This window comes from Pararobbsia alpina (assembly GCF_965118125.1).
Classification (GTDB): Bacteria; Pseudomonadota; Gammaproteobacteria; order Burkholderiales; family Burkholderiaceae; genus Pararobbsia; species Pararobbsia alpina_A.
The window spans coordinates 1967016-1988577 of sequence record NZ_OZ221288.1 but is presented as its reverse complement, the minus strand read 5'-3'; the positions used below and the strand labels follow the sequence as shown (position 1 = coordinate 1988577).

Annotated in this window: 21 protein-coding genes and 1 pseudogene; 9 read left to right on the top strand and 13 right to left on the bottom strand. The window is 62.0% G+C overall.

Features of this window, described 5'->3' with window-relative positions:
• Nucleotides 1-108 precede the first annotated feature (108 nt).
• The 3 genes from ACMFWR_RS26920 (at nt 109) to ACMFWR_RS26910 (ending at nt 1608) form a co-directional block, all read left to right on the top strand.
• On the top strand, nt 109-828 hold the full coding sequence (locus ACMFWR_RS26920) for a YceH family protein (protein WP_413195430.1): 720 nt from the start codon (nt 109-111) through the stop codon (nt 826-828).
• Nucleotides 829-911: 83 nt separating this feature from the next.
• Nucleotides 912-1331, top strand: a complete 420-nt coding sequence (locus tag ACMFWR_RS26915) for a TOBE domain-containing protein (protein WP_413195429.1) — start codon at nt 912-914, stop codon at nt 1329-1331.
• A gap of 121 nt (nt 1332-1452) precedes the next feature.
• Nucleotides 1453-1608, top strand: coding sequence for a hypothetical protein (locus tag ACMFWR_RS26910; RefSeq protein ID WP_413195428.1), 156 nt, complete (start codon nt 1453-1455; stop codon nt 1606-1608).
• 85 nt (nt 1609-1693) lie between these two features.
• On the opposite strand, the gene ACMFWR_RS26905 is transcribed toward ACMFWR_RS26910, so the two are convergent.
• Nucleotides 1694-3055: an ATP-binding protein gene (locus tag ACMFWR_RS26905; protein ID WP_413195427.1), complete on the bottom strand. Its 1362-nt coding sequence runs from the start codon at nt 3053-3055 to the stop codon at nt 1694-1696.
• Nucleotides 3056-3276: 221 nt separating this feature from the next.
• Here ACMFWR_RS26905 and ACMFWR_RS26900 point away from each other — a divergent pair, with 221 nt between their 5' ends.
• Nucleotides 3277-3951, top strand: a complete 675-nt coding sequence (locus ACMFWR_RS26900) for a response regulator transcription factor (protein ID WP_413195426.1) — start codon at nt 3277-3279, stop codon at nt 3949-3951.
• 149 nt (nt 3952-4100) lie between these two features.
• Here the strand turns inward: ACMFWR_RS26900 and ACMFWR_RS26895 are convergent, their stop codons facing one another.
• The 4 genes from ACMFWR_RS26895 to ACMFWR_RS26880 all read right to left on the bottom strand — a co-directional run bounded on the left by ACMFWR_RS26895 (nt 4101) and on the right by ACMFWR_RS26880 (nt 6790).
• Entirely contained in the window at nt 4101-4370 is a 270-nt protein-coding gene (locus tag ACMFWR_RS26895) for a hypothetical protein (RefSeq protein WP_413195425.1), read from the bottom strand.
• Nucleotides 4371-4424: 54 nt separating this feature from the next.
• Entirely contained in the window at nt 4425-4565 is a 141-nt protein-coding gene (locus tag ACMFWR_RS26890; RefSeq protein WP_413195424.1) for a hypothetical protein, read from the bottom strand.
• A 217-nt stretch (nt 4566-4782) separates the two neighbouring features.
• On the bottom strand, nt 4783-4989 hold the full coding sequence (locus ACMFWR_RS26885; RefSeq protein ID WP_413195423.1) for a DUF3563 family protein: 207 nt from the start codon (nt 4987-4989) through the stop codon (nt 4783-4785).
• A 286-nt stretch (nt 4990-5275) separates the two neighbouring features.
• Entirely contained in the window at nt 5276-6790 is a 1515-nt protein-coding gene (locus tag ACMFWR_RS26880; protein ID WP_413195422.1) for a PLP-dependent aminotransferase family protein, read from the bottom strand.
• 149 nt (nt 6791-6939) lie between these two features.
• On the opposite strand from ACMFWR_RS26880, the gene ACMFWR_RS26875 reads away from it, so the two are divergent.
• Both ACMFWR_RS26875 and gabD read left to right on the top strand, forming a co-directional pair.
• On the top strand, nt 6940-8223 hold the full coding sequence (locus tag ACMFWR_RS26875) for a 4-aminobutyrate--2-oxoglutarate transaminase (RefSeq protein WP_413195421.1): 1284 nt from the start codon (nt 6940-6942) through the stop codon (nt 8221-8223).
• Nucleotides 8224-8353: 130 nt separating this feature from the next.
• Nucleotides 8354-9832, top strand: coding sequence for an NADP-dependent succinate-semialdehyde dehydrogenase (gene gabD / locus ACMFWR_RS26870; RefSeq protein ID WP_413195420.1), 1479 nt, complete (start codon nt 8354-8356; stop codon nt 9830-9832).
• Nucleotides 9833-9934: 102 nt separating this feature from the next.
• On the opposite strand, the pseudogene ACMFWR_RS26865 reads toward gabD, so the two are convergent.
• Nucleotides 9935-11005: pseudogene (locus ACMFWR_RS26865) on the bottom strand (thioredoxin family protein); the annotation flags it as partial.
• Nucleotides 11006-11366: 361 nt separating this feature from the next.
• Between ACMFWR_RS26865 and ACMFWR_RS26860 the strand changes: the two are divergent.
• Nucleotides 11367-11783: an organic hydroperoxide resistance protein gene (locus tag ACMFWR_RS26860; RefSeq protein ID WP_413195419.1), complete on the top strand. Its 417-nt coding sequence runs from the start codon at nt 11367-11369 to the stop codon at nt 11781-11783.
• A 146-nt stretch (nt 11784-11929) separates the two neighbouring features.
• Here ACMFWR_RS26860 and ACMFWR_RS26855 read toward each other — a convergent pair whose 3' ends face one another.
• The 4 genes from ACMFWR_RS26855 to speB are packed head-to-tail and all read right to left on the bottom strand — an operon-like array spanning nt 11930 to nt 16497.
• Nucleotides 11930-13438 carry a purine-cytosine permease family protein gene (locus ACMFWR_RS26855; protein ID WP_413195418.1) on the bottom strand — a complete coding sequence of 503 codons (1509 nt, stop codon included), beginning with the start codon at nt 13436-13438 and terminating at the stop codon, nt 11930-11932.
• Nucleotides 13439-13478: 40 nt separating this feature from the next.
• Nucleotides 13479-14951 (bottom strand): aldehyde dehydrogenase family protein, encoded by a 1473-nt coding sequence (locus tag ACMFWR_RS26850; RefSeq protein WP_413195417.1) that lies wholly within the window; start codon nt 14949-14951, stop codon nt 13479-13481.
• Complete coding sequence (locus ACMFWR_RS26845) at nt 14948-15499, bottom strand: YybH family protein (protein WP_413195416.1); 552 nt, start codon at nt 15497-15499, stop codon at nt 14948-14950. The genes ACMFWR_RS26850 and ACMFWR_RS26845 overlap by 4 nt, the downstream gene beginning before the upstream one ends.
• Nucleotides 15500-15543: 44 nt before the next feature.
• Nucleotides 15544-16497 (bottom strand): agmatinase, encoded by a 954-nt coding sequence (gene speB, locus ACMFWR_RS26840; protein WP_413195415.1) that lies wholly within the window; start codon nt 16495-16497, stop codon nt 15544-15546.
• A gap of 136 nt (nt 16498-16633) precedes the next feature.
• Between speB and ACMFWR_RS26835 the strand changes: the two genes are divergently transcribed.
• Nucleotides 16634-17605 (top strand): LysR family transcriptional regulator, encoded by a 972-nt coding sequence (locus ACMFWR_RS26835; protein WP_413195414.1) that lies wholly within the window; start codon nt 16634-16636, stop codon nt 17603-17605.
• A 174-nt stretch (nt 17606-17779) separates the two neighbouring features.
• On the opposite strand, the gene ACMFWR_RS26830 is transcribed toward ACMFWR_RS26835, so the two are convergent.
• A complete protein-coding gene (locus ACMFWR_RS26830; protein ID WP_413195413.1) occupies nt 17780-18397 on the bottom strand; it encodes a hypothetical protein in 618 nt (205 codons plus the stop codon).
• 298 nt (nt 18398-18695) lie between these two features.
• Here ACMFWR_RS26830 and ACMFWR_RS26825 point away from each other — a divergent pair, with 298 nt between their 5' ends.
• A complete protein-coding gene (locus ACMFWR_RS26825) occupies nt 18696-19034 on the top strand; it encodes a BON domain-containing protein (protein ID WP_413195412.1) in 339 nt (112 codons plus the stop codon).
• Between the two features lie 467 nt (nt 19035-19501).
• On the opposite strand, the gene ACMFWR_RS26820 is transcribed toward ACMFWR_RS26825, so the two are convergent.
• Both ACMFWR_RS26820 and ACMFWR_RS26815 read right to left on the bottom strand, forming a co-directional pair.
• Nucleotides 19502-20728, bottom strand: coding sequence for an MFS transporter (locus ACMFWR_RS26820; protein WP_413195411.1), 1227 nt, complete (start codon nt 20726-20728; stop codon nt 19502-19504).
• Between the two features lie 17 nt (nt 20729-20745).
• A complete protein-coding gene (locus ACMFWR_RS26815) occupies nt 20746-21534 on the bottom strand; it encodes a sulfite exporter TauE/SafE family protein (protein WP_413195410.1) in 789 nt (262 codons plus the stop codon).
• Nucleotides 21535-21562: the final 28 nt, after the last annotated feature.

Genomic DNA, 21562 nt, shown 5'->3' with positions numbered 1-21562 from the left:
TAGAAGGACGGCCCTCGGAAGGCTGTTAGAAACTTATGTCGCGGGATGTCGTAGATTACGTCCTACGCATCGACACCCATTCGAACGCCCATCTTACCGACTCATCGTATGAATACGACCTCCGAAGCCACTTCCCGCCCTCCGCTTCGTACCCTGACGCCGCTCGAGGCACGCGTGCTCGGCGTGCTCCTGGAAAAGGAGCGCACGGTACCCGACACGTATCCGCTGTCGCTTAACGCGCTCACTTCGGGGTGCAATCAGAAGACTGCCCGCGTGCCGGTCATGAATGTCTCGGAGGCAGAGGTCCAGGAAACCCTCGATAACCTGAAGTTCCTGAGCCTCGTATTCGATGCGAGCAGCAGTCGTGTGCCGCGATACGAGCACAACATGGTTCGCGCGCTAGCGATCCCGAGCCAGGCCGCCGCGCTGTTGACCACCCTGATTCTGCGCGGACCACAAACCGCTGCGGAACTGCGTTTGAATTCGGCGCGCCTGCACGGCTTTGCCGACGTGTCGTCGGTCGAGGCATTTCTCGACGAACTCGCATCGAGCACCCCTGCGCGAGTCGTGAAGCTCGCACGCGCGCCGGGCGAACGTGAAAGCCGCTGGGCGCATTTACTGTGCGGAGAAGTCTCCGCCGTTGACGTTGCCCGGAGCTCGAGCGCTGGCAGCGAAGCCACTGACACCGGCTCGTTGACGGCCGACATCGAATCGCTGAAGGCAGAACAACAACGCCTCAACGACGACGTCGCCCGCCTCAAGGCCATCGTCGAACACCTTGCCGCACAGCTCGGGGTGTCGATCGATGATTTCGGCAATCCGGTCTAGCGATCCGAAAGCGGCTTCGATGCGCGTTTGCGTTAGAGTCATGCCCTGAAGAGGACATCTTTCCTCAATTCCGGAGACCTTCGATGAAAACCAGCGCGCGTAACTTTCTGACCGGCAAGATCACTGCGATCAAGCCGGGTGCGGTCAACGATGAAGTGACCCTGCAAGTCGGCAGCACCGAGATCGTCGCAGTCGTCACGTCGGAAAGCACCAAGGTGCTGGGCCTCAGCAAGGGCACGACGGCCTATGCGTTGATCAAGGCCTCCTCGGTCATCCTGATGACGGATACCGACCCCGACAAGGTGTCGGCGCGCAATGTATTGACCGGCACGGTCAAGGCGGTCACGGCAGGCGCCGTGAACTCGGAAGTCGTGCTGACCGCGGCCGGCATTGACATCACGTCGATCATCACCAACGACAGCGCGACGCGCCTGGGTCTCGCACCCGGCAAGGCCGCCAGTGCCGTGATCAAGGCTTCGAACGTGATTCTTGCGGTCGATTGACCCCTGCTGCACGCCCTCATTCAGCGCTCATTCTTGAAGATCAATCTGTGTGCACGCGATACGGCGCGCACCGGTCGCCAAGTCGATCCGATCAAGAATGCGCTGAACCGGAGTGGCACAGATGGACACGCAATCACCGACACTAAGTAACACGACGAACGTCCCGACCCGAGATAACGTCAGCAATGATCCCCTTGCGCCGGAGAACCTCAAGGATCCGCTGAGCTACGAGGACTTGCTCCCGTACTTGCTGCTTCCGATTGCCGGGTGCTGGTAGTCCCGGAGCGCCGGACATAGCGCGCCAGCAAAGCGGCGCGGTCTCGTGGTGCGCGCCGGCATCGAGGGCGATGCCGGCAATGACCTCACTTCAACGGCCCGCTGAACCCGCTCGTCAGGTTGCGCCGCTCGCGCGGAAACGTGACGCGCGCAATCAGGCCCGTGCTGCCATCCGTGCGGTTTTCGAGGATGGCTCGACCCTGATAGCGCGTCATCGTGGCGCGTACGATCGCCAGGCCCAGACCCGTGCCTTCGGTTTTTGAAGGCTCTGCGCGAACGAAGCGCTCGAATACGCACTCGAGCATGTCGGGTGCGATGCCTGGGCCTTCATCGACGACCTCGATACACACACTTTCTCGCCGCCTGACGACCCGCACGTCGATCACACTGTGATCGGGGCTGTAACGTATCGCGTTCTCGACGAGATTCTTGACGACGACGGTGACATCCGTGCTCAACGCACGCACCTTCACGTCGTCGTCCATTCGCGCCACGCCGAGATCGATGTTTCGCTGCATGGCGACGGGAAGCGAGTCGGCGATCACCTGCGCGACGATCTGCTTGACGTCGATATCGACAAACGTGGTTTCCTGTACGCGTGCGTCGGCACGCGCGAGACTCAACAGCTGCTTCACCAGGTTGCCGCCACGCATGATGCCCTGGCGCAACTCCTCAAACCGTTCCTGATTCTCGGGATAGATCGTGTGACGCAGATTGTCGGCCTGGATCTGCAGCGCCGTGATCGGCGAACGCAATTCGTGCGCCGCGTCGGAAATGAATTTCTTCTCCGACTCGATCATCAGCGCGAGCCGATCGATCAGCTTGTTCGTCGACTCGACAAAGGGCAACAGATCGAGAGCCACGCCCTTGTCGTCGATCGGCGCAAGCCGGCTCAGGTTGATCGCCTGCACCTCCTCGGCGAGCGTACCGACTTGCTTCATGGTGCGACGGACAACGAGAATCACAGCACCCCAGAGCATCGGCATCAACAGGACCGTCGGCCATAGCGTCGACAGCGCGTTTTCGCGCGCGACCGTCTCCCGGATCCGTTCGCGCTGGCCGACCTCGACCCGGTGATGCGGCGTTTGCACAACAAATATCCGCCAGCGTTCGCCGGCAACGAACTGATCGGAAAACCCAAGTGGAATGGCACGCGGAAAATGGATCTCCGAATTCGTGACTTGTGACGGATACGGTTCATCGCCGCTCCAGACCTGGATCTCGAGGTCCTGCGGGCGCTGGAACGCCGGTTCCGACGACGGCAGGATCAGGTTGGCCATGCCCGCCGACATACGGATGGCCACGTCGCGCAGGCGCGTATCGAGAATCGCATTGGTCGAACTGCGTGCAAGCGCATAGGAGCCGAGCGCATGCATCAGCGATGCGATGACCACCACCGCGCTGAGCGCGAGAATCAGCTGAGTACTCAGTGAGCGTGGCTTCGGCATGTCGGGTCGATGTTTTCGTGTGTACGGCCAATGCTTACGTTTGCATGAGCCGGTAACACAGGGAACGCGGTCGTTTATCATTCTAGCGTTTAGCATGCGAAGTGAACTCAGCCCGCGCGCTGCGAGCCACGATGCGATCCGCGCTCCCCGAATCGTTTGCGCGCGAATCAACCTGGCATGGGCAGTGGCTGTTCCGCAGCGCTTTGTTTCGACGAGGGATCATGCGAGTCCTATTGGTGGAAGATGACCTGCAAATCGGGCAAAGCCTGCTGCGTGCGTTGCAGGATGCCGACTACAGCGTCGACTGGGTGCGTGACGGCATCGCAGGAAGCGCCGCGCTCTCGGCTGCCGACTACACAGTCGTACTGCTCGATCTCGGTTTGCCCGGCATGGGCGGCATTGAGCTGCTGAAGCGCGCACGTGATCGCGGCAACGCAGTGCCAGTCGTGATTCTCACCGCACGCGACGACCTCGACACACGCGTCCAGGGGCTCGATGTGGGCGCCGACGACTACGTGCTCAAGCCGTTTCTCGTTCCCGAACTGCTGGCCCGGATCCGTGCCGTGCTTCGCCGCAAGGCGGGATATGCGGTGTCGCGCCTCGGCGACGAAAACCTGTGCCTCGATCTCGACAAGCGCACGCTGACGTGCAACGGCAATACGGGTGCGTTGTCCGCGCGCGAATTTGCACTGATGCTCGCGCTGCTCGAACGGCCGGGAACGATCCTCTCGCGCGACCAGCTCGAAGACAAGCTCTGTGGCTGGGGCAAGGAAGTCGAGAGTAACGCCGTCGACGTGCTGATTCACTCGGTACGCAAGAAATTCGGCAACTCGGTGATCCGCAACGTGCGCGGACTGGGATGGACCATCATGCTCGGCAATCAGGCAGCGGGCTGATCCGCGCTGAAACGACCGAGCCGACGCAAGCGCACGGCTTGCGTCGGGGATGGGTCGCATGGTGACAGGTGCTTCGAGATTCGGGGTATGGCCATGACGGCTATGGCTATGGCGATCGCCAACGCCGGGCCTGCGTGAGCCCTGCGCCACTAGCGAGTGGCCGACTCGGCCGCCATGTTCATTTCAATGCGAGCCTGCTGCATCAGATCGATGGCGCGCGCTGCGTGACCTTGCATATCGTAGTGGTTGATCTCCTGCGCGACGCGCATGCGATCGATCGCTCGCGCAGCAAACGAATCGGCCGCTTCGATATTGCCGTGGCGATACATGAAATAGCCGTCGTCGGCGACAGCGCATCCCGAGACAAGCGCGCCGGCGAGCGTGACCCCTGCGAGCGACAACATCAGACGTTGCTTCATGGTGTTCTCCTTAAGTGAAATCGTGTTGCCTGCAAACGTTGGGATGCGGATGGCTCAGCGGATCGATTCGTCCATCGACTCGCCGCGCGGCACATGCGTGTAGGCATGCGTGTGCGCGTAGCGGTCATCGAGCGGAACGTGCATCGTGCCGAACAGAACCGTCAGACGGCTAAATAACGAGCGAATCGGATTCATGGTGAGCTCCTACAGGTAATTGCATCGCGACGATCCAGTCCGCGCCTCCGCGTAACCGTGCCTCGATGCCGTCGGGGTCATCACCCATGCGATGACTGCCCTTCCATGCTTTGCATCGTACGCAGCCACTCTGAGCAAAGAATTAGCTAAGCGGGCTTACGGAATGGCGCGGGAAAGCGGAACCCTGCGCCTCAAGGACGGACGCGACAGGCGTCCATCATCCTTGCCCCCGATCGCGGGGCAGGGAGCCCGCATACGGCCCGTACGCATGCTCTTGCGCACACGACGCCCCCTCGCATTCGAGTACGCGCATCCGGCGATCGAGGTCCGCGAGATCCGTCGCCGAGGCAAGATACGTATCGCGTTGATCGTTCGACGCGCGCTCAAAGACTTTGCCGAGTTTTTCGAAAAGATGGTCCAGCATGACGTGCTCCTTCGATGCATTGCATGACGCCGGCAGCACGACTAGCGCTCGCACTACCCGCAGGCATCGACGAGCCGTTGCACATGTTCATCTTCGCTTTGAGAGCGAACCCGGCTCGTCGATGAAACGCATCGTAGAGACGCAGAATGAGCGCTAAATGAGGGAAGATCGATCGTGGGGACGCGCACGACGGAGCGTGGCGACGAGGAAAATGGCGAATCAGGTTGAGCACATGCCGACTGCGTCTGAGACCTCAAACGCGACGTTCAATAAAGTAAGCGCAGAATTATTTCAAACCGTCATGACGCGTCATATGTTCCTGATGCAGATACTTTTCGATCACACTGGCGAGCGTATCGAAGTTTGGCTCGATCGCATCGTCGGGCACACATGCATATCCCAACAGCAGCCCTCTCGGCGCGCGCGAAGGATCGCTGAAATACGTCGACAGCGACCGTGTCGCAATGCCCGCCGCCATCGCATCGCGCACGACCTGGCGGTCGTCTGTTTGCTCGGGAAGACTTGCCACGAGATGCAGACCGGCCTGATCACCGAGCACGGGCAACGGATCACCGAAGCGCTTCGCAATGGCATCCATCATCAATTGCCGCCGCGCGCCGTAAGCGTTGCGCATGCGCCGGATATGCGAGGTGAAGTGCCCTTCGGCGATAAAGTCGGCGAGCACGGCCTGCTGGACAAGATTGCCTTCGCGGTAGAGCTCGGCCAGCCCGATCTGAAAGTGATCGACAAGGGCTTCGGGCACGACGAGATAGCCGACACGCAAGCCCGGATACAGGATCTTGCCCAGACTCCCGACGTAGATGACCTGACCTGCCGTATCGAGTCCCTGCAATGAAGCAAGCGGTCGATTGCCGTAGCGAAACTCGCTGTCGTAGTCGTCTTCGATGATCCAGCACTGCGTCCGACGCGCATATTCGAGCAGCATGCGGCGCCGCGCGAGGCTCATGACGATGCCGAGCGGATATTGATGCGACGGTGTCACGAGCATCAGCTTCGGCGGATCGGCGAGGTCGGCCGCGCTCGGGTTCAACCCTTCCGCGTCGACGGGGATCGATCGCAGATGCAGCCCCGACGATTGCAGCACCGTGCGCACACCCCAGTAACACGGATCCTCGGTCCAGCAGACATCGCCGGCATCCGATAGCAAACGCACGGCCAGATCGACGGACTGGTGGATGCCCGTCGTCACAATGACCTGCTCGGGCGCGCAACGTACCGAACGGGCCGTACGCAAGTAGTCCGCCAGCGCCTGTCGCAGCGGCAAATATCCGCCGCCCGTCGAATACGTCATCAGCTCGGGATGGGGCCGGCGCCAATACTTGTTGTGAAGCCGACTCCATACGCGTGTCGGGAATGCCGTCACATCGGGCACGCCTGGCACGAATGCGCCCCACTGCCGGTTCGATGCGCCCGCCCCTGCCACAAGCCGCTGCCCACGCGCCGACAGCGCGCCACTGCGCGACTCGGCATCGGGCAACGCCGCCCACTCGGCGTGAACGTCGATCTCCTCGGGTGCGTTGTCCGTCACGTAGGTGCCACTGCCGCGCGTGGTCTGCACATACCCTTCGAGCGACAACTGTTCGTACACGTTGGTCACCGTATTGCGCGCAATCGCCAGCTCGTCGGCGAGCAAACGGGACGACGGCAGCTTGGCGCCGGCCGCCAGCATATGCGACAGGATGGCCTGCTGGAGCAGCTGGTGCAGCTGCCGGTACAGCGGCACATCGCCCTCCCGCACCAGGCGCTGGGCAAGCCAGTCGGACAACACGCTCGACGTCAAAAGTGGCTCCTAAAGATTTCCTGAACTGGATCTGATGACCAGAGCCAATCGTGATTATATTTTTGGTCACCGGTACCGTCCATCACGGCACCCGGGCGCGGCTGCGCGCCCGAACACCGAACACCATCGAGACCCGCTCAGGAGACGCCATGTCAAACGCCGAACTTCAAGCCCGCAAGAATGCCGCGACCCCGCGTGGGGTTGGCGTAATGTGCGACTTCTACGCCGACCGTGCCGAAAACGCCGAACTGTGGGACGTCGAGGGCCGGCGCTTTATCGACTTCGCGGCGGGTATTGCGGTCCTCAACACGGGTCACCGCCACCCGAAGATCCTGGATGCCGTGCGCGCGCAGCTGGATCGCTTTACGCACACCGCCTATCAGATCGTGCCGTACGAGTCGTACGTGTCGCTCGCCGAGAAGATCAACCGCCTGTCGCCGGGCACCCATGCGAAAAAGACCGCCTTCTTCACGACCGGCGCGGAAGCCGTCGAAAACGCGATCAAGATCGCGCGCGCGGCCACCGGCCGGCCGGGCGTCATCGCATTCGGCGGCGGTTTCCACGGGCGCACGATGATGGGCATGGCGCTCACCGGCAAGGTCGCACCCTACAAGCTGGGTTTCGGTCCGTTCCCGGGTGAAGTGTTCCATGCACCGTTCCCGAACCCGCTGCATGGCGTGAGCACGGCGGACTCGATCAAGGCCGTCCAGGGTCTCTTCAAGGCGGATATCGATCCGAAGCGCGTGGCCGCGATCATCTTCGAACCGGTTCAGGGCGAAGGCGGCTTCTATCAGGCGCCGGCCGACTTCGTTCGTGCGATCCGCGCGATCTGCGACGAGCACGGCATTCTCATGATCGCCGACGAAATCCAGACCGGCTTTGCGCGCACCGGCAAGCTGTTTGCGATGCAGCACTACGACGTGGTGCCCGACCTGATGACAATCGCCAAGAGCCTGGCCGGCGGCCTGCCGCTGTCCGGTGTGGTCGGCCGCGCGGACATCATGGACGCGGCACAGCCCGGCGGTCTCGGCGGCACGTACGCAGGGAATCCGCTCGCCACGGCGGCTGCGCATGCGGTCCTCGAGATCATCGAGGAAGAGCAACTGTCGCAACGCGCGGAAGTGCTCGGCCAGAAACTCAAGGCACGCCTCGAGACGCTCAAGGCTGCTGTGCCACAGATCGCCGATGTCCGCGGTCCCGGCAGCATGGTCGCGGCGGAATTCAACGACCCGGCAACCGGCGCGCCTTCGCCCGAGTTCACGAAACAGGTCCAGACGCGTGCGCTGGAACGCGGTCTGCTACTCCTGAGCTGCGGCGTCTACGGCAATGTCATTCGGTTCCTGTTCCCTCTCACCATTCCGATGAACGTTTTTGACGAGGCGCTCGATATTCTCGAAGAAGCGTTGACGGCGAAAGCGACGGCAACGGTGTAAATTCGCGACGCGACGCCGTGACATGACGCGATGTGACGTGACCTGTGCGCGCCAACGCAATGCGCGCAACTCACGACATCGCGGCTTCACGGCTTCAAACACAGACCTCTCCTGGAAGGCAATCGACATCATGGATAGAGCCGCCCCTACTCTTGCGCTCAAGGATCCGGGCCTGCTTCGATCGCAGGCTTACGTCAACGGTCAATGGATCGACTCGAACGATGGCAAGGTCATCGAAGTCGTGAATCCGGCCAATGGCCAGCTCGTCGGCACGGTACCGCTGATGGGCGCCGCTGAAACGCGTGCCGCGGTCGACGCCGCGCGCGATGCATGGCCCGCATGGCGCGCCAAAACCGCAAAGGAACGCGCGGCCGTCCTGCGCCGCTGGTTCGAGGCGATGACCGAGCATGCCGACGATCTCGCGCTGATCATGACCAGCGAACAAGGCAAGCCGCTTGCCGAAGCCAAAGGTGAAATCGGCTACGCCGCCTCGTTTATCGAATGGTTCGCCGAGGAAGGCAAGCGCACGTATGGCGACACCATCCCGAGCCCGGCCAACGACCGGCGGATCGTGGTCGTCAAGGAGCCGATCGGCGTCTGTGCAGCGATCACGCCGTGGAATTTTCCTGCGGCGATGATCACGCGCAAGGTCGGACCGGCACTCGCAGCAGGTTGCACGATCGTCGTGAAGCCCGCTGAGTCGACTCCGCTGACCGCGCTCGCTCTCGCCGTGCTCGCCGAACGCGTCGGGCTGCCCGCCGGCGTATTGAACCTCGTGACGGGCGACCCGCGTGCGATCGGCGGCGAACTCACATCGAACCCCGATGTGCGCAAGCTCTCGTTCACGGGTTCAACGCAGACCGGCCGCCTGCTGATGGAACAATGCGCGCCGACGATCAAGAAGCTCTCGCTCGAACTCGGCGGCAACGCGCCGTTCATCGTGTTCGACGATGCCGATCTCGATGCGGCAGTCGAAGGCGCGATCGCATCGAAATTCCGCAATGTCGGTCAAACGTGTGTCTGCGCGAACCGGATCTATGTCCATGACAAGGTCTATGACGCGTTCGCCGAGAAACTGGCGCGCGCAGTCGCTGCGCTCAAGGTCGGCGTGGGCACCGAGCCCGGCGTGCTGCAAGGTCCCATGATCAACGAGGCTGCCGTACGCAAGGTCGAATCGCATATCGAAGATGCGGTGTCGAAGGGCGCACGCGTGATCACCGGTGGCCACCGTCACGCACTCGGTCACACGTTTTTCGAGCCGACCGTGCTCGTCGACGTCACGCAATCGATGCGTGTCGCAAAGGAAGAAACGTTCGGGCCGATGGCGCCGCTCGTGCGCTTCCACTCGGATGCCGAAGTCATTGCGATGGCCAACGACACCGAGTTCGGCCTGGCGTCGTATTTCTACAGCCGCGATATCGGCCGCATCTGGCGCGTCGCAGAAGCACTCGAATACGGTATGGTCGGCATCAACACGGGCCTGATTTCGAATGAAGTCGCACCGTTCGGCGGCGTCAAGCAGTCCGGCTTTGGCCGCGAGGGATCGCACTACGGCATCGATGAATATCTTGCCGTGAAGTATCTGTGCATGGGCGGGCTCGATCGCTAGTCAAATGCATCACATTCAGTCCGGCAACGGAGGTTGAGTCGGTGACCCGGCAAAAAAGGAGCGACATCTGTCGCTCCTTTTTTTTATCGGTTGTGCAGGGAATCAGCCAAACGTGAACGAATACGCTTCGACACCCGGATCGAGGAATTCGATCGCGAACGTGTGATCGCGCACGTCACCAGGCTGGCGCACGAGTTGATACAGGCGATGTTCGGTCACGACGCCCGTAACGTCAGGCGCGACGTCCACGCCGTGTGCATCGCCAGGCGCCTGGCCATCGATCGTCACGCGGAACCGCACGGGTTGATTGCCCGATGACGACCCGAGCACCAGGTGCAGATCCCGTGCGTGGAAACGATAGACGATGCGTCCCGACGCTTTCTCGAGCGTCGCACGATCCTTCGACACCTGCCATACGCCGCCCAGACCCCAGTGATTGAGAGCGAGATGGTCGGGCGCGGCGTACGTGCCCGGGATGTCGTACTGCTCACCGCCGCCCGATGCAAAGTTCTCGGCCTGCGCATAACCCACATACGTTTCCGGCGAGCGCAAGTCGGCTTCGTCGGGTGCGGCTTCGACACCGGGCACCGGCGTATCGCCCAGGCCCACCGGAATCTTCGCGACATCGGGATGGCCGGATTGCGCGAGCAGTTGGCGAATCACTTGCTCCGACTGCGCGTAGTCACCCTCACCGAAACTGTGGTGGCGAATGCGGCCATCCGCATCGACAAAGTACAGCGCCGGCCAATATTCATTGCCCAGTCCGCGCCAGATCGAATAGTCGTTGTCGAGCGCGTTCGGATACGCGATGCCGAGATCCTTCAACGCCTGCTTGACGTTGTCGCCGCTGTGCTCGAACTGAAACTCGGGCGCATGCACACCGATCACGACCAGGCCGTCGTCCTTATACTTGCGTGCCCATGCGTTCACATACGGCAGCGCACGCAGACTGTTGATGCATGAGTACGTCCAGACATTGAGCACGACGACCTTGCCGCGCAGGCTTTGCGGCGTCAGCGGCGCCGAATTGAGCCACTGCGTCGCGCCGCTCAGCGGCGGCAGGATGCCTTCGACAGGCAGATCGGAGTGCGTCAGCTCAGTGGCTGGATTGGCGGCGGTTGCCGCACTGCCCTGCGCCACACCCGCGTTCGACGCGTGCACATGCGCATAGGCGGAAAACAAGCCCAGCGCGAGCGCCGTAGCCCACACCCAACCCCGCTTCATTTGCCTTTCCATGATGTTCACCTCGCTAAGCAGATGAACGCACTTTGCGCGCGCGAGGTATCCGGTGTTTGTGCAAGATCGGGCTGGGTGTATCGGTTTGTATCCGGCTTGTACGGCGCGCCGCGTGAGCACGGCACCCGCTTTTCCACGACTTTCGGGAATCTCGGCGAGGACAGCGGTGCGAGCGTCACGGACATACATACGGATACAAACGCATGCATTCGCGATGCATCGGGACACTCGCGATATACGTCGCGGCCGTCAAATGTCGTCATGCGACAGCCGTCGCCGACACTCACAGGAGTTGATCATGTCCCGTATTGACCAAGTGCTTTACACCGGCAAGACCCACACGACCGGAGGCCGCGAAGGCGCGGCTCGCAGCGACGACGGACGTCTGGACATCACGCTGTCGACGCCGGGCACCGCCGGCGGCGGCACGAACCCGGAGCAGCTGTTTGCCGCAGGCTGGTCGGCCTGCTTTATTGGTGCGATGGGCCTGGCAGCACGCAAGCTCGACGTGCGTCTGCCGGCAGACCTCGCAGTCGACACGGAAGTCGATCTGGGCAAATCCGAAGAAGGCTTTGCGCTGCGCGCACGCCTGAACGTGAGCCTGCCCGGCGTCGCCAGGGAAGTCGCACAGTCGATCGTCAATGCCGCGCACCAGACCTGCCCGTATTCGAAGGCAACGCGCGGCAATATCGACGTCGAGATCAACCTCGTCTAAGACGTCGATGCGCTTCCCGTAGCGGGGTTACGCATCGCGTTCCCGTCGTAACGACCACTGGGGCGGATACCCCGCCAGGCTCGCGGCGCAGGGCAGACTTTACCCTGCCCTGCACCGCGGGCCGCGCCAGTGCTGCCCGCCGCTTCTCAATCGATGATGCCGTGGGCCTTGACGTCCTGCGGCGTCAGTCGGGCAATCTCCCGTTCGCTTTGCGCGATCGCGGCACTCTCGCTGCGCGGATTGAACGACCGCGTCAGCAACACATAGATCAGCGACGACACCACGAGCCCGACTGCCCAGGCGACATCCACGCCGCCCAGAGACTGCGCCAGCGGACCCGTATAGACGCCCGGCAACACAAAGAACGGGATCGTCGCGACAAACCCCACGACATACGCGGTCAGACCGCGCGAGCCCCATGCCCCGTAGATGCCCGACGGCGTGAAGAGCTGCGTGATCGCATACGCGCCACGGCGCACAAAGAAGTAGTCGACGAGATTGACCGCCGTCCAGGGTACGAGCAGATACAGCATGATCGTCAACGCGGCGAACAGAATGTCGATCGCATTGCCGTGCAGCGACAGCGAGATCACTACCCAGAGCGCCGTCAGTGCAATCAGCGTGACGACACGCACGGTACGCGTCGGCTTGACCGGCTTGAACGAGTCGACCGCGGTGACCACCGTCAGCATCGCGCTATAAGCGTTGAGACCCATCGTCGCCGCCATGGCGCCCACCGAAGCCAGCGAGATCAACACGCCCAGACCGTGGAACACCGCATTGCCCGAGTCATGCAAAGCGACGAGCCCGTCCGATGCGCCGAGACGCGTCGCGAGCCACGCGCCGAGCGCGATCAGCCAGATTGCCGAAGCCGATGCGCCGACAAACACGGCGGCAATGATCGAACGCGGACGCGTATCGCGCGGCAGATAGCGCGAGTAGTCGGAGACGTATGGCGCATACGTGATGTTGTAGCTCGCGCTGGCGGCGAATTGCGCAGCGAAGGCCACGAGGCTGAATGTGCCGGCGTGAACGACCTTGCCACCTGCCGCACCGAAGAAAATCGCGCCTGTCAGGATCACATAGAGCGGCAAGCTGGCGATCAGCAGCCACTTGAACACGCGATGCAGCCAGTCGTGTCCATACACGGCAAGTGCAAGGGCGAGCACCGCAGTTGCGATGGTCACCACCGTAGGCGACCATCCGAAGATACCGTTGAGCCCGCTGGCCATCAGTACTGTATCGACGACGTTGAAGCCGATAAACGTGAAGGCTGTCGCGATCAACACGACGACCACGCCGCGATAGCCAAACTGTGCGCGCGACTGGATCATTTGCGGCAGACCGAGATGCGCGCCTTGCGAGGCATGGAAGGCCATGAACAGCGTGCCGAACAGGATACCCAGCACGCCCGCCAGGATCGTGTAGCCGAGCGACAGTCCCATGCTCGGACCGACGAAGCCGATCGCGATCGTAAAGAACTGGAAATTACCCAGGAACCAGAACGGTCCCTGATCGGCGACGCGCCCGTGGCGCTCACTGGCCGGCACATAGTCGATCGAACGCTTTTCGATGCCGCGCCGGCGCGCCGGTTCGGCGACCGGCGGTTCGGCAATCAGTGGGGCGTCCCACGTGTTGGCGTTGTCCGTATCCATCTTGTCTCTCTCCTGATTTGAGTGGCATTTGATCCGGCACTCAGGCCGGTCGAATGACGTGCTTGAGTTCCTGAAACGCACGAACGCCCCATGGGCCGAGTTCGCGGCCAAGACCGCTACGCTTGACACCGCCCCAGCCCGCTTGCGGAAACACAAGCTGAGGGGTGTTGATCCAGACCAGGCCGACTTCACACGCCGCGGCAACGCGTTCGCCGCGCGCGGCGTCTGCGGTGACCACGGTCGCGACCAGCCCGTAGTCGCTGTCGTTTGCGAGGTCGATTGCCTCGCTTTCCGAATCGAATGGATGAACGCTGACGACGGGACCGAAGATTTCCTCGCGCCAGAGCACGTTGTTCATGTCGACGCCGACGCACACGGTGGGTCGGAAGAAATAGCCTCCGCCGTCGGCAACGGCATCCGCGCCTGCCGTCGCGAGACCTTCACCGCACAGCGATCGCGCACCGTCATCGATTCCGCGCACCAGCAAGGCACGCACACGTTCGCGCTGGGTTTCGCTGATCAGCGGTCCGATCGTCGCGTCGTCATCCGGTGCACCGGCCGTCGCCGCGTTGGCACGTGCGACAAGCCGCTCGACGAACGCGTCGTGAATCGGCCTGGCGACGAGCACGCGCGACGTCGCGGAGCACATCTGGCCGGCATTGAAGAACGCACCGTTGAATGCGAGTTCGACCGCGTCGTCGAGCGGCGCATCGTCGAAGACGATCAACGCCGACTTGCCGCCAAGCTCGAGCGACACGCGTTGCATACGGTCGGCGGCCGAGCGCATCACCGCTTGTCCTGCGGCAGTGCTGCCCGTGAAAGAGACCTTGGCAACACGCCGATGCGATGCAAGTGCGGCGCCCGTGTCGCGACCGCCGACTACCAGATTGACGACGCCTGCAGGCACACCGGCCGCGGCAACGATGCGCATCAACTCGATTTCCGCGAGCGGCGTGAGCTCAGAGGGTTTGATCACGACCGCACATCCGGCCGCGAGCGCAGGCGCAAGCTTCCACGCGGTCGTCACCATGGGGAAATTCCACGGCACGATCAGCGCGCACACGCCGACGGGTTCATGACGGACTTGCCCGGTCAACGCCGGATCAGGGAGGCTCACCGTCTCGATGCCTTCGACCAGACCGTTCACACAGCATTGCGCGTAGTAACGGAATGTCGCGGCGGCATCGCCGACGTCGAGCTCGGCTTCAAAGCGGGGCTTGCCGTTGCACCGCATCTGCAACGCAATCAGTTCGTCCTTGCGTGCATCGATCGCGTCGGCGATAGCGGCAAGCCGGGCGCCGCGTTCATGCAGAGTCGTTGCTCGCCAGACGCGAAGCCCTTTCACAGCTGCTCCGACCGCCGCATCCACGTCGTCGGCTGTGGCTGTCGACACACGCGCGATCGGCAATGCCGTCGACGGGTCGATCACGGTCAGGGGCGCGCCTGCGCCATGACGCCATTCACCCTCGATAAAGAGCCCTGCGTGAGCGGTCTCGAGTGATGCGTTGATCATGACTGCGCTCCGGCCACGTCGACGACGACCGAACTCAGTGCGGCACCGACTGCGGCATGGGACGCACCCGACGCGGCATGGCCTGTAGAAAGACCCGAACCTTGTGTCTCAGCGGAGCCCAGCTCGGAGACCGACTCCGATGCGAGCTTCGGAATTTGCGCCGGCGTGGGCGACAGATGCTCGTGGACGGCAAGCCAACGATGCCCGGCTCGCGCAAACACGATCGTCTCGCGTTCATTGAGCGTGTCCGTGCCCGCCACCGTGCGCAGCTGCGTGCGCACCGAGTGCGTAAAGATCGCGGTGTCGCCGAAGAGCTGAACGTCGCGGTCGCGCGACTCGCAACCGAGCACGGCAAAGGCTTGATCGCGCTCCCACTCTCGCCACAGCGCCTCGTACTCGGCACGTGTGCGCAGCGGCGTGTCGACGTGATGAAACACGAAGCTCGCGTTCGGCGCGAACGCGGCGAAGTACGCATCGCGGTCGTGGCGTGCAAACGCTTCGATCAGCGCGTCGGCGGCGGCCAGCACTTCGCGTTCAGTGTTGTTCATGGGGATCTCCGTATTCGTGTTGTTCGGGTGTGAAGGCAAAACACTCAGGTCCGGTACGCCACACCCGGCAACACGCAGAGCATTTCAAACGCAAGGTTCGCGGCAAGCAGTGCCGTCGTACCGGCCGGATCGTACGGAGGCGACACCTCGACCAGATCCGCACCGACGATATCGAGGCCTCGGAGGCCGCGAATGATTTCGAGTCCTTGCGGCACCGTCAGGCCACCGATCTCGGGCGTGCCCGTGCCGGGCGCGAAGGCCGGATCGAGGCCGTCGATATCGAAGCTCAGGTAGACGGGTCCACCACCCACGCGCTCGCGCACTTCTTCCATCAAAGGCGCCAGCGACTTGTGCCAGCACTCTTCGGCCTGCACGACGCGAAAGCCCTGCTGACGGCACCAGTCGAAGTCGTCGGCGTGATAGCCCGTGCCGCGCAGGCCGATCTGGACGACGCGGTCGCAATCGAGCAGCCCCTCTTCGACCGCGCGGCGAAACGGCGTGCCGTGAGCGATTTTCTCGCCATACATCGTGTCGTTGACGTCGGCATGCGCATCGACGTGCACGACACCGACCTTGCCGTAGCGGTGATGCATCGCACGCAGGATCGGCAACGCGATCGTGTGATCGCCGCCGAGCGAAATCGGCCGGCAACCCGTCGCAATGATCTCGTCGTAGGCGAGTGCGATGTCCTCGATCGCCTTGACGATGTTGAACGGATTGACCGCGACATCGCCGATATCGGCGACCTGCAGCGAGTCGAACGGTGCCGCGCGTGTCGCCATGTTGTATGGACGCAGCAGCACCGACTCGGTACGGATCTGGCGCGGCCCCAGGCGCGCGCCATTGCGGTTCGACGTGCCGAGATCGAATGGCACGCCCACAAAGCAGGCATCGAGACCGACCGTGGTGTCGACGTGCGGCAGTCTCATCATCGTGGCGATCCCGCCGAAGCGGGGCATCGTATTGCCGGAAAGCGGCTGGAACAGCGGTTCGTTCATGATTGCTGGTTAACCCTATAACATCGATCGGACCGATCGTCCGAAGTCCAGTGATACCGATGCTAGGGCGTAAAAATCCTATATAAAATGCTGATTTCGCCATGTTTACATTGATTGCACTCAATGTATTGACGCCATGCTCGCCAATCTCACGGATTTCGACCTGCGCCTGATTCGCGTATTCCTCGCGGTGGCCGATGCACGCGGCGTGACCGCCGCACAGGCCACACTCAATGTGAGTCAGTCGACCATCAGCTCACAACTCGCCGCGCTGGAAACGCGTGTTGGTTTTCGGCTCTGCGAACGCGGCCGCGGCGGCTTTCGGTTGACCGCCAAGGGCGATCGCTTCGCGATGTCGGCGCGCAGGCTGATCGTCGCGACGCATGCGTTTTGCGCGGAGGCGAGCAATATGGACCGGCAGCTCGTCGGCGAACTCAATCTCGGGCTGATCGGTCACACGCCGTTCAGCCAGAACGCGCGGATCAGCGATGCGATCGCGCGGTTTCGCCAGCGTGATCAGGCTGTGCGATTCAATATCCAGATTCGTCCGCCGGGCGAGCTCGAGGAACATGTGCTCAACGGGTCGGTGGATATCGCGATCGGCTACTTCTGGCATCGCGTACCGAGCCTCGACTACACGGCGTTGTTCGTCGAACGGCAATATGCCTACTGCGGCGCGCGGCATCCATTGTTTGGCGCAGCGGGTGATATCGAACCTGACGAGGCTGCGCAATACGAGTGGGCATGGCGCAGCTATCCGCTGCCCGAGGCACGGCACTCGACGACGGAACGCAACGTCACCGCGATTGCCGACAATATGGAAGCGGTGGCACTGCTGATCTTGTCCGGCCACCATCTCGGCTACTTGCCCGTGCATTTCGCGAAGCCCTATGTCGAAAGCGGCTTGCTAAAACAAGTGAATCCGGGCTCGTTACGCTACGACGTGACCTTCCACATGGTGACCCGAAAGGCACCACGCGCAGGCGATATCCAACGCGCGTTCGTCGAAGACCTGCGTGCCGTGCATTTGAACGGGCCGGGAGACGACATCAGCAACAACGAAGCAAGTGGATCTTCACGACGACACGTCTCCGATCACGACGCTTGACCTGATTTTGAGACAAAGTTAGCATCCGGTCTTGAAAGACTACGTACGAGTGGGTGAGAAAAACGTAGAGCCGCCCGGGCAACTGGGTCCCACCTGGAGTGGGAATTTCGCCGACAGGCGAATAGAGAATCCCGCATGCAACGGCTGCCGCTCGGCAGCCGTTGGTCTTTCAAACTAGCCTCTTATCTTTCTTCCGGTGTACGCGGCTCGCAGAAGCGTTCCGAATCCGACCTTGCCTGCGTGTTTGATTGGTCGATGTGATGTACTACACGGTACGTAGGCCGACTGAATTTGAAGAATCAACCGACGTTTTCTGGTTTGATCCCGCCTCACATCAAAGAACACTGCGTACATCGAGCTGATCCCGAGGTGGTCGATGTTTTCAAGCGTGACGAAATTGCGTCGCGTCCGATCCGCGACAAAGATTCGTCGCTCCGCTAGCGTGCGGACGATACTCCGTAAGTACTGCTTCGAAACAAAGTAGCGATCAGGGTCGAGAACTCTACGTTCGCGCCCGTCGTCATAGATCTCACGCTCTGGTATCGCCTCGGGATCGCGTTCATCGCGTCGAAAACCATGGGTGAAGCAATGGCACGAAAAAAAGGCGACGATACTCACATCAAACCCTAGCTTGAGGTCAACCGAAAGCGTGAGTGGCTCCAAGTGCTCGAAGTCCCACAACTGGCCTTCGAAATGCAATTGCTGGAAGCGATGCCGGGCCGCAACTGAACTGCTGACGTCTTCAAGGCGTGTTAGTGACATACGATGCAGCCGGAAAAGGCGGGCTTGCATCCTATTGCGCGCGGCGCACCGCACTTTGCGTGAACCCAAAAAACAGTACATTCTGCCGCGTAGACCTCCAACCGCTGACGCCGTATCAGAATTTACGTACGCCGCATGTTCAACCGGCGTAGAAATGACAATCCCTGTCTCGCAAAAGACCACCAGGAACGACTTCGACGAGCACCGAGTTTGCAGAAACCCTGCTAGTTCGCAGATGAAGCCAGCCGATGTGCACCCGCAGCACAGCAGGACCATGAATTGCGAGAGTCCGGGTAGCAGTACTTTTACAACTACCAGGACTACCGCCATGAAGACGATCCAGCTTCTGAAGACCGCCGGCAGTATCGCGTGCGTTGCGTTTGCCTTGCACGTGAATGCCCAGACCAGTTCGGCGGCACCCTCCTCCGCATCGGAAACGGTGGGTCAACACATCGACGACGGCACGGTGACCACGAAGGTCAAGGCCGAGCTGCTCCAGGCCAAAGACGTGAAGTCGACGCATATCCACGTGAAGACACGCAAGGGCGTGGTCTGGCTCACGGGTACGGTCCCGTCGGCCGATGACAAGGCCGCTGCCGAGAAGGTCGTAGCGGGTGTGTCAGGTGTCGACTCGGTCAAGAACCGCCTGAAGGTCGTCGCAGAGTAATTCTTTCGTGCACTTCGGTGCACCGGAAGTTTTGACGAAGCCTGCATGCGCATCCGTGCGTGTGCAGGCTATTCGCGCATGCTGCGCATCCTGCATATCCCGGACATCGCGCGCATTCGTGCGCATGTGCGCGCCCGTTGGTGATCACAGCTGAGCCTGCGCAGGTCGTTCGTCGTCCTGTGCTTCCGCCTTCACGTCTCTATACTGAAGGTCATGAGCTGCACTGCAGCGACTCGCCGAAATGACGCACGAAAATGACACGCGGAAATGGCACGCTGCCCATTCGTGCCTGTCGCTTGCATTCGATTCGACGTTCTACATGGAGAACACCATGACGACATCTCGCCAGCCTTCCAAAGACACCTCCGCCGAGGCGGAAGACAAACTGCTCGACGAAGCCCTCGACGAAACGTTTCCGGCGAGCGACCCGGTTGCGGTAAAGCCCGATGAGAGCGAGGCCGATCATCTCAAGACGCAGCAGCCCCGCTCCGCGAGCGGATCAGGCGGTGGCCCCACGTCGCAACCGCGCCGATAAGCGCCATCGCTAACGCAAGCCCGGCCACGAGGTAGCCCGTCGACGCCCGATTCGTACAGAGGCCGACAAGCAGGCCCGCAAGTGGCTGGGTCGCGTTGTTGAGCAGGATCACGACGCCCGTCGTTTTCCCATAGTCTTTCGCAGGAATGACCTTCTGCCTCACGCTGCGGATATACACGCTGAACATCTTGTCGAAGCCGGTGATCAGCACGAATCCGACGGCGTAGCCCCATACATTGCCGCTGAGTCCCGCAAGCAGGCCGCCGGAAACGATCAGCACGAATGCGGTCAGACCGAACGTTCGCGCCCGCCACGTCGTGTGCGCGATCGACAACAGCACGGCGACGGTGGCAATCGCGCCGGCCGTTTGCAGCCACGCGTAATGCTGCGCCGATTGGTGATGCACGCCGGTGAACATGACGGCCGACGTGGCCAGCGTCACGCCGATCACGAGGTTCTCGCCCGACGCGAGCAACACCACCTTGCGAAGCTCGGGCAGGCGAATCACATGAAGCAATGCCGTACGAAACGGCGCGCTCCAATGTGCATGTGTGTGTGCGTTTTCGTGCGCGGCGTCACGTTGCGGCACCTCGAACACGAACCCCGTTGCACGACGCCAGAGTGCGAGTGACAGGTCCGCGCCGACGAACACGACGGCGGTCGCGACGACGACCCACTCCCATCGCATCACGACAAGCAACGCGGCCGCGACCATCGGGCCCTGCACGGTGCCGAGCTGATCCGCAAGTTGCGACAACGCGAGCACGCGCTCGAAGCGTATGAGCTTGAAGACCTGCGGCAACATGACTTCGCGCGCGACGACGCCCTGGCTCGTCAACACGCCACAGACCGCAGAGATCGCGATCAGCCAGCCGATGCCACCCCACATCGCATAGCCCGCGACGCCCGCAACGCACGTCACGCCGCGCAGCACCTGACTGATGCGCATCAGACGAAACGGCGAAAACCGGTCGCACATCACACCAAACAACGGAAAGCACGCGAATCGCGGCAGCGTTTCGATAAAAAACGCGAGGCCCGACATCGACACGCTATGCGTGGTCTGGAAAACAACGAGGGGAACGAGAAACAGCAGGATCTGGTCGGCGAGCCGCGCGAGGAACAGTGAAACGAAAAACGCGGATTGGGCGGCTCGCACGATCAGTTACCGCCTTCCTACGCAAATACCAATCGACCACCGACCAGCAGCAACGTCGCCGCGAGAATCTTGCGCAGCAAGCCCTCGGGCGCGCGCGACGACAAGTAGCTGCCGACTGCAATACCGGGAATCGATCCGATCAGCAGCGACACGAGCATCGCGCCGTCAACTGATCCGAGAATCCAGTGACCGACTCCGGCAACAAAGGTCAGCGGCACCGCGTGCGCAATATCCGACCCGACGATGCGAGCAACTGGCAGCTTCGGGTAGAGCAATAGCAACGCCGTGACGCCGATTGCGCCCGCGCCGACGGAGGTCAGCGAGACAAGCACGCCGAGGATCAGCCCGACCAGCACGGTAAGCCACATCGCGCTCGAATCGCTGAGCTCGCCCGCGTGCCGTGCCGCGAACTTCGTGAGTTGGGGACGGAAGATCAGCGAGACTGCGGTGATCAGCAGGGCCACACCCAGCACGGCCTGAATCACGCCGCCGCTGCCGCGCTGATGCACGCCATAGTGATGGAGCGCGATCAGCGTTGCGACGGTGGCAGGCAGGCTGCCCGCGGCAAGCCGGCCCGTGACCTTCCAGTCGACCGAGCCCTGAATACCGTGAGCAAAGGTGCCGGCTGTCTTGGTCACCGCCGCGTAAAGCAGATCGGTACCGACAGCGGTTGCCGGATGCACGCCGAACAGCAACACGAGCAGGGGTGTCATCAGCGAGCCGCCGCCCACGCCCGTCAGACCGACGAGCACGCCGACACAAAGCCCGGACACCGAATACAACCAATCTATGTGTGGAAAAACCATCTTGGCCTGGATGCGAATGACGGAACAC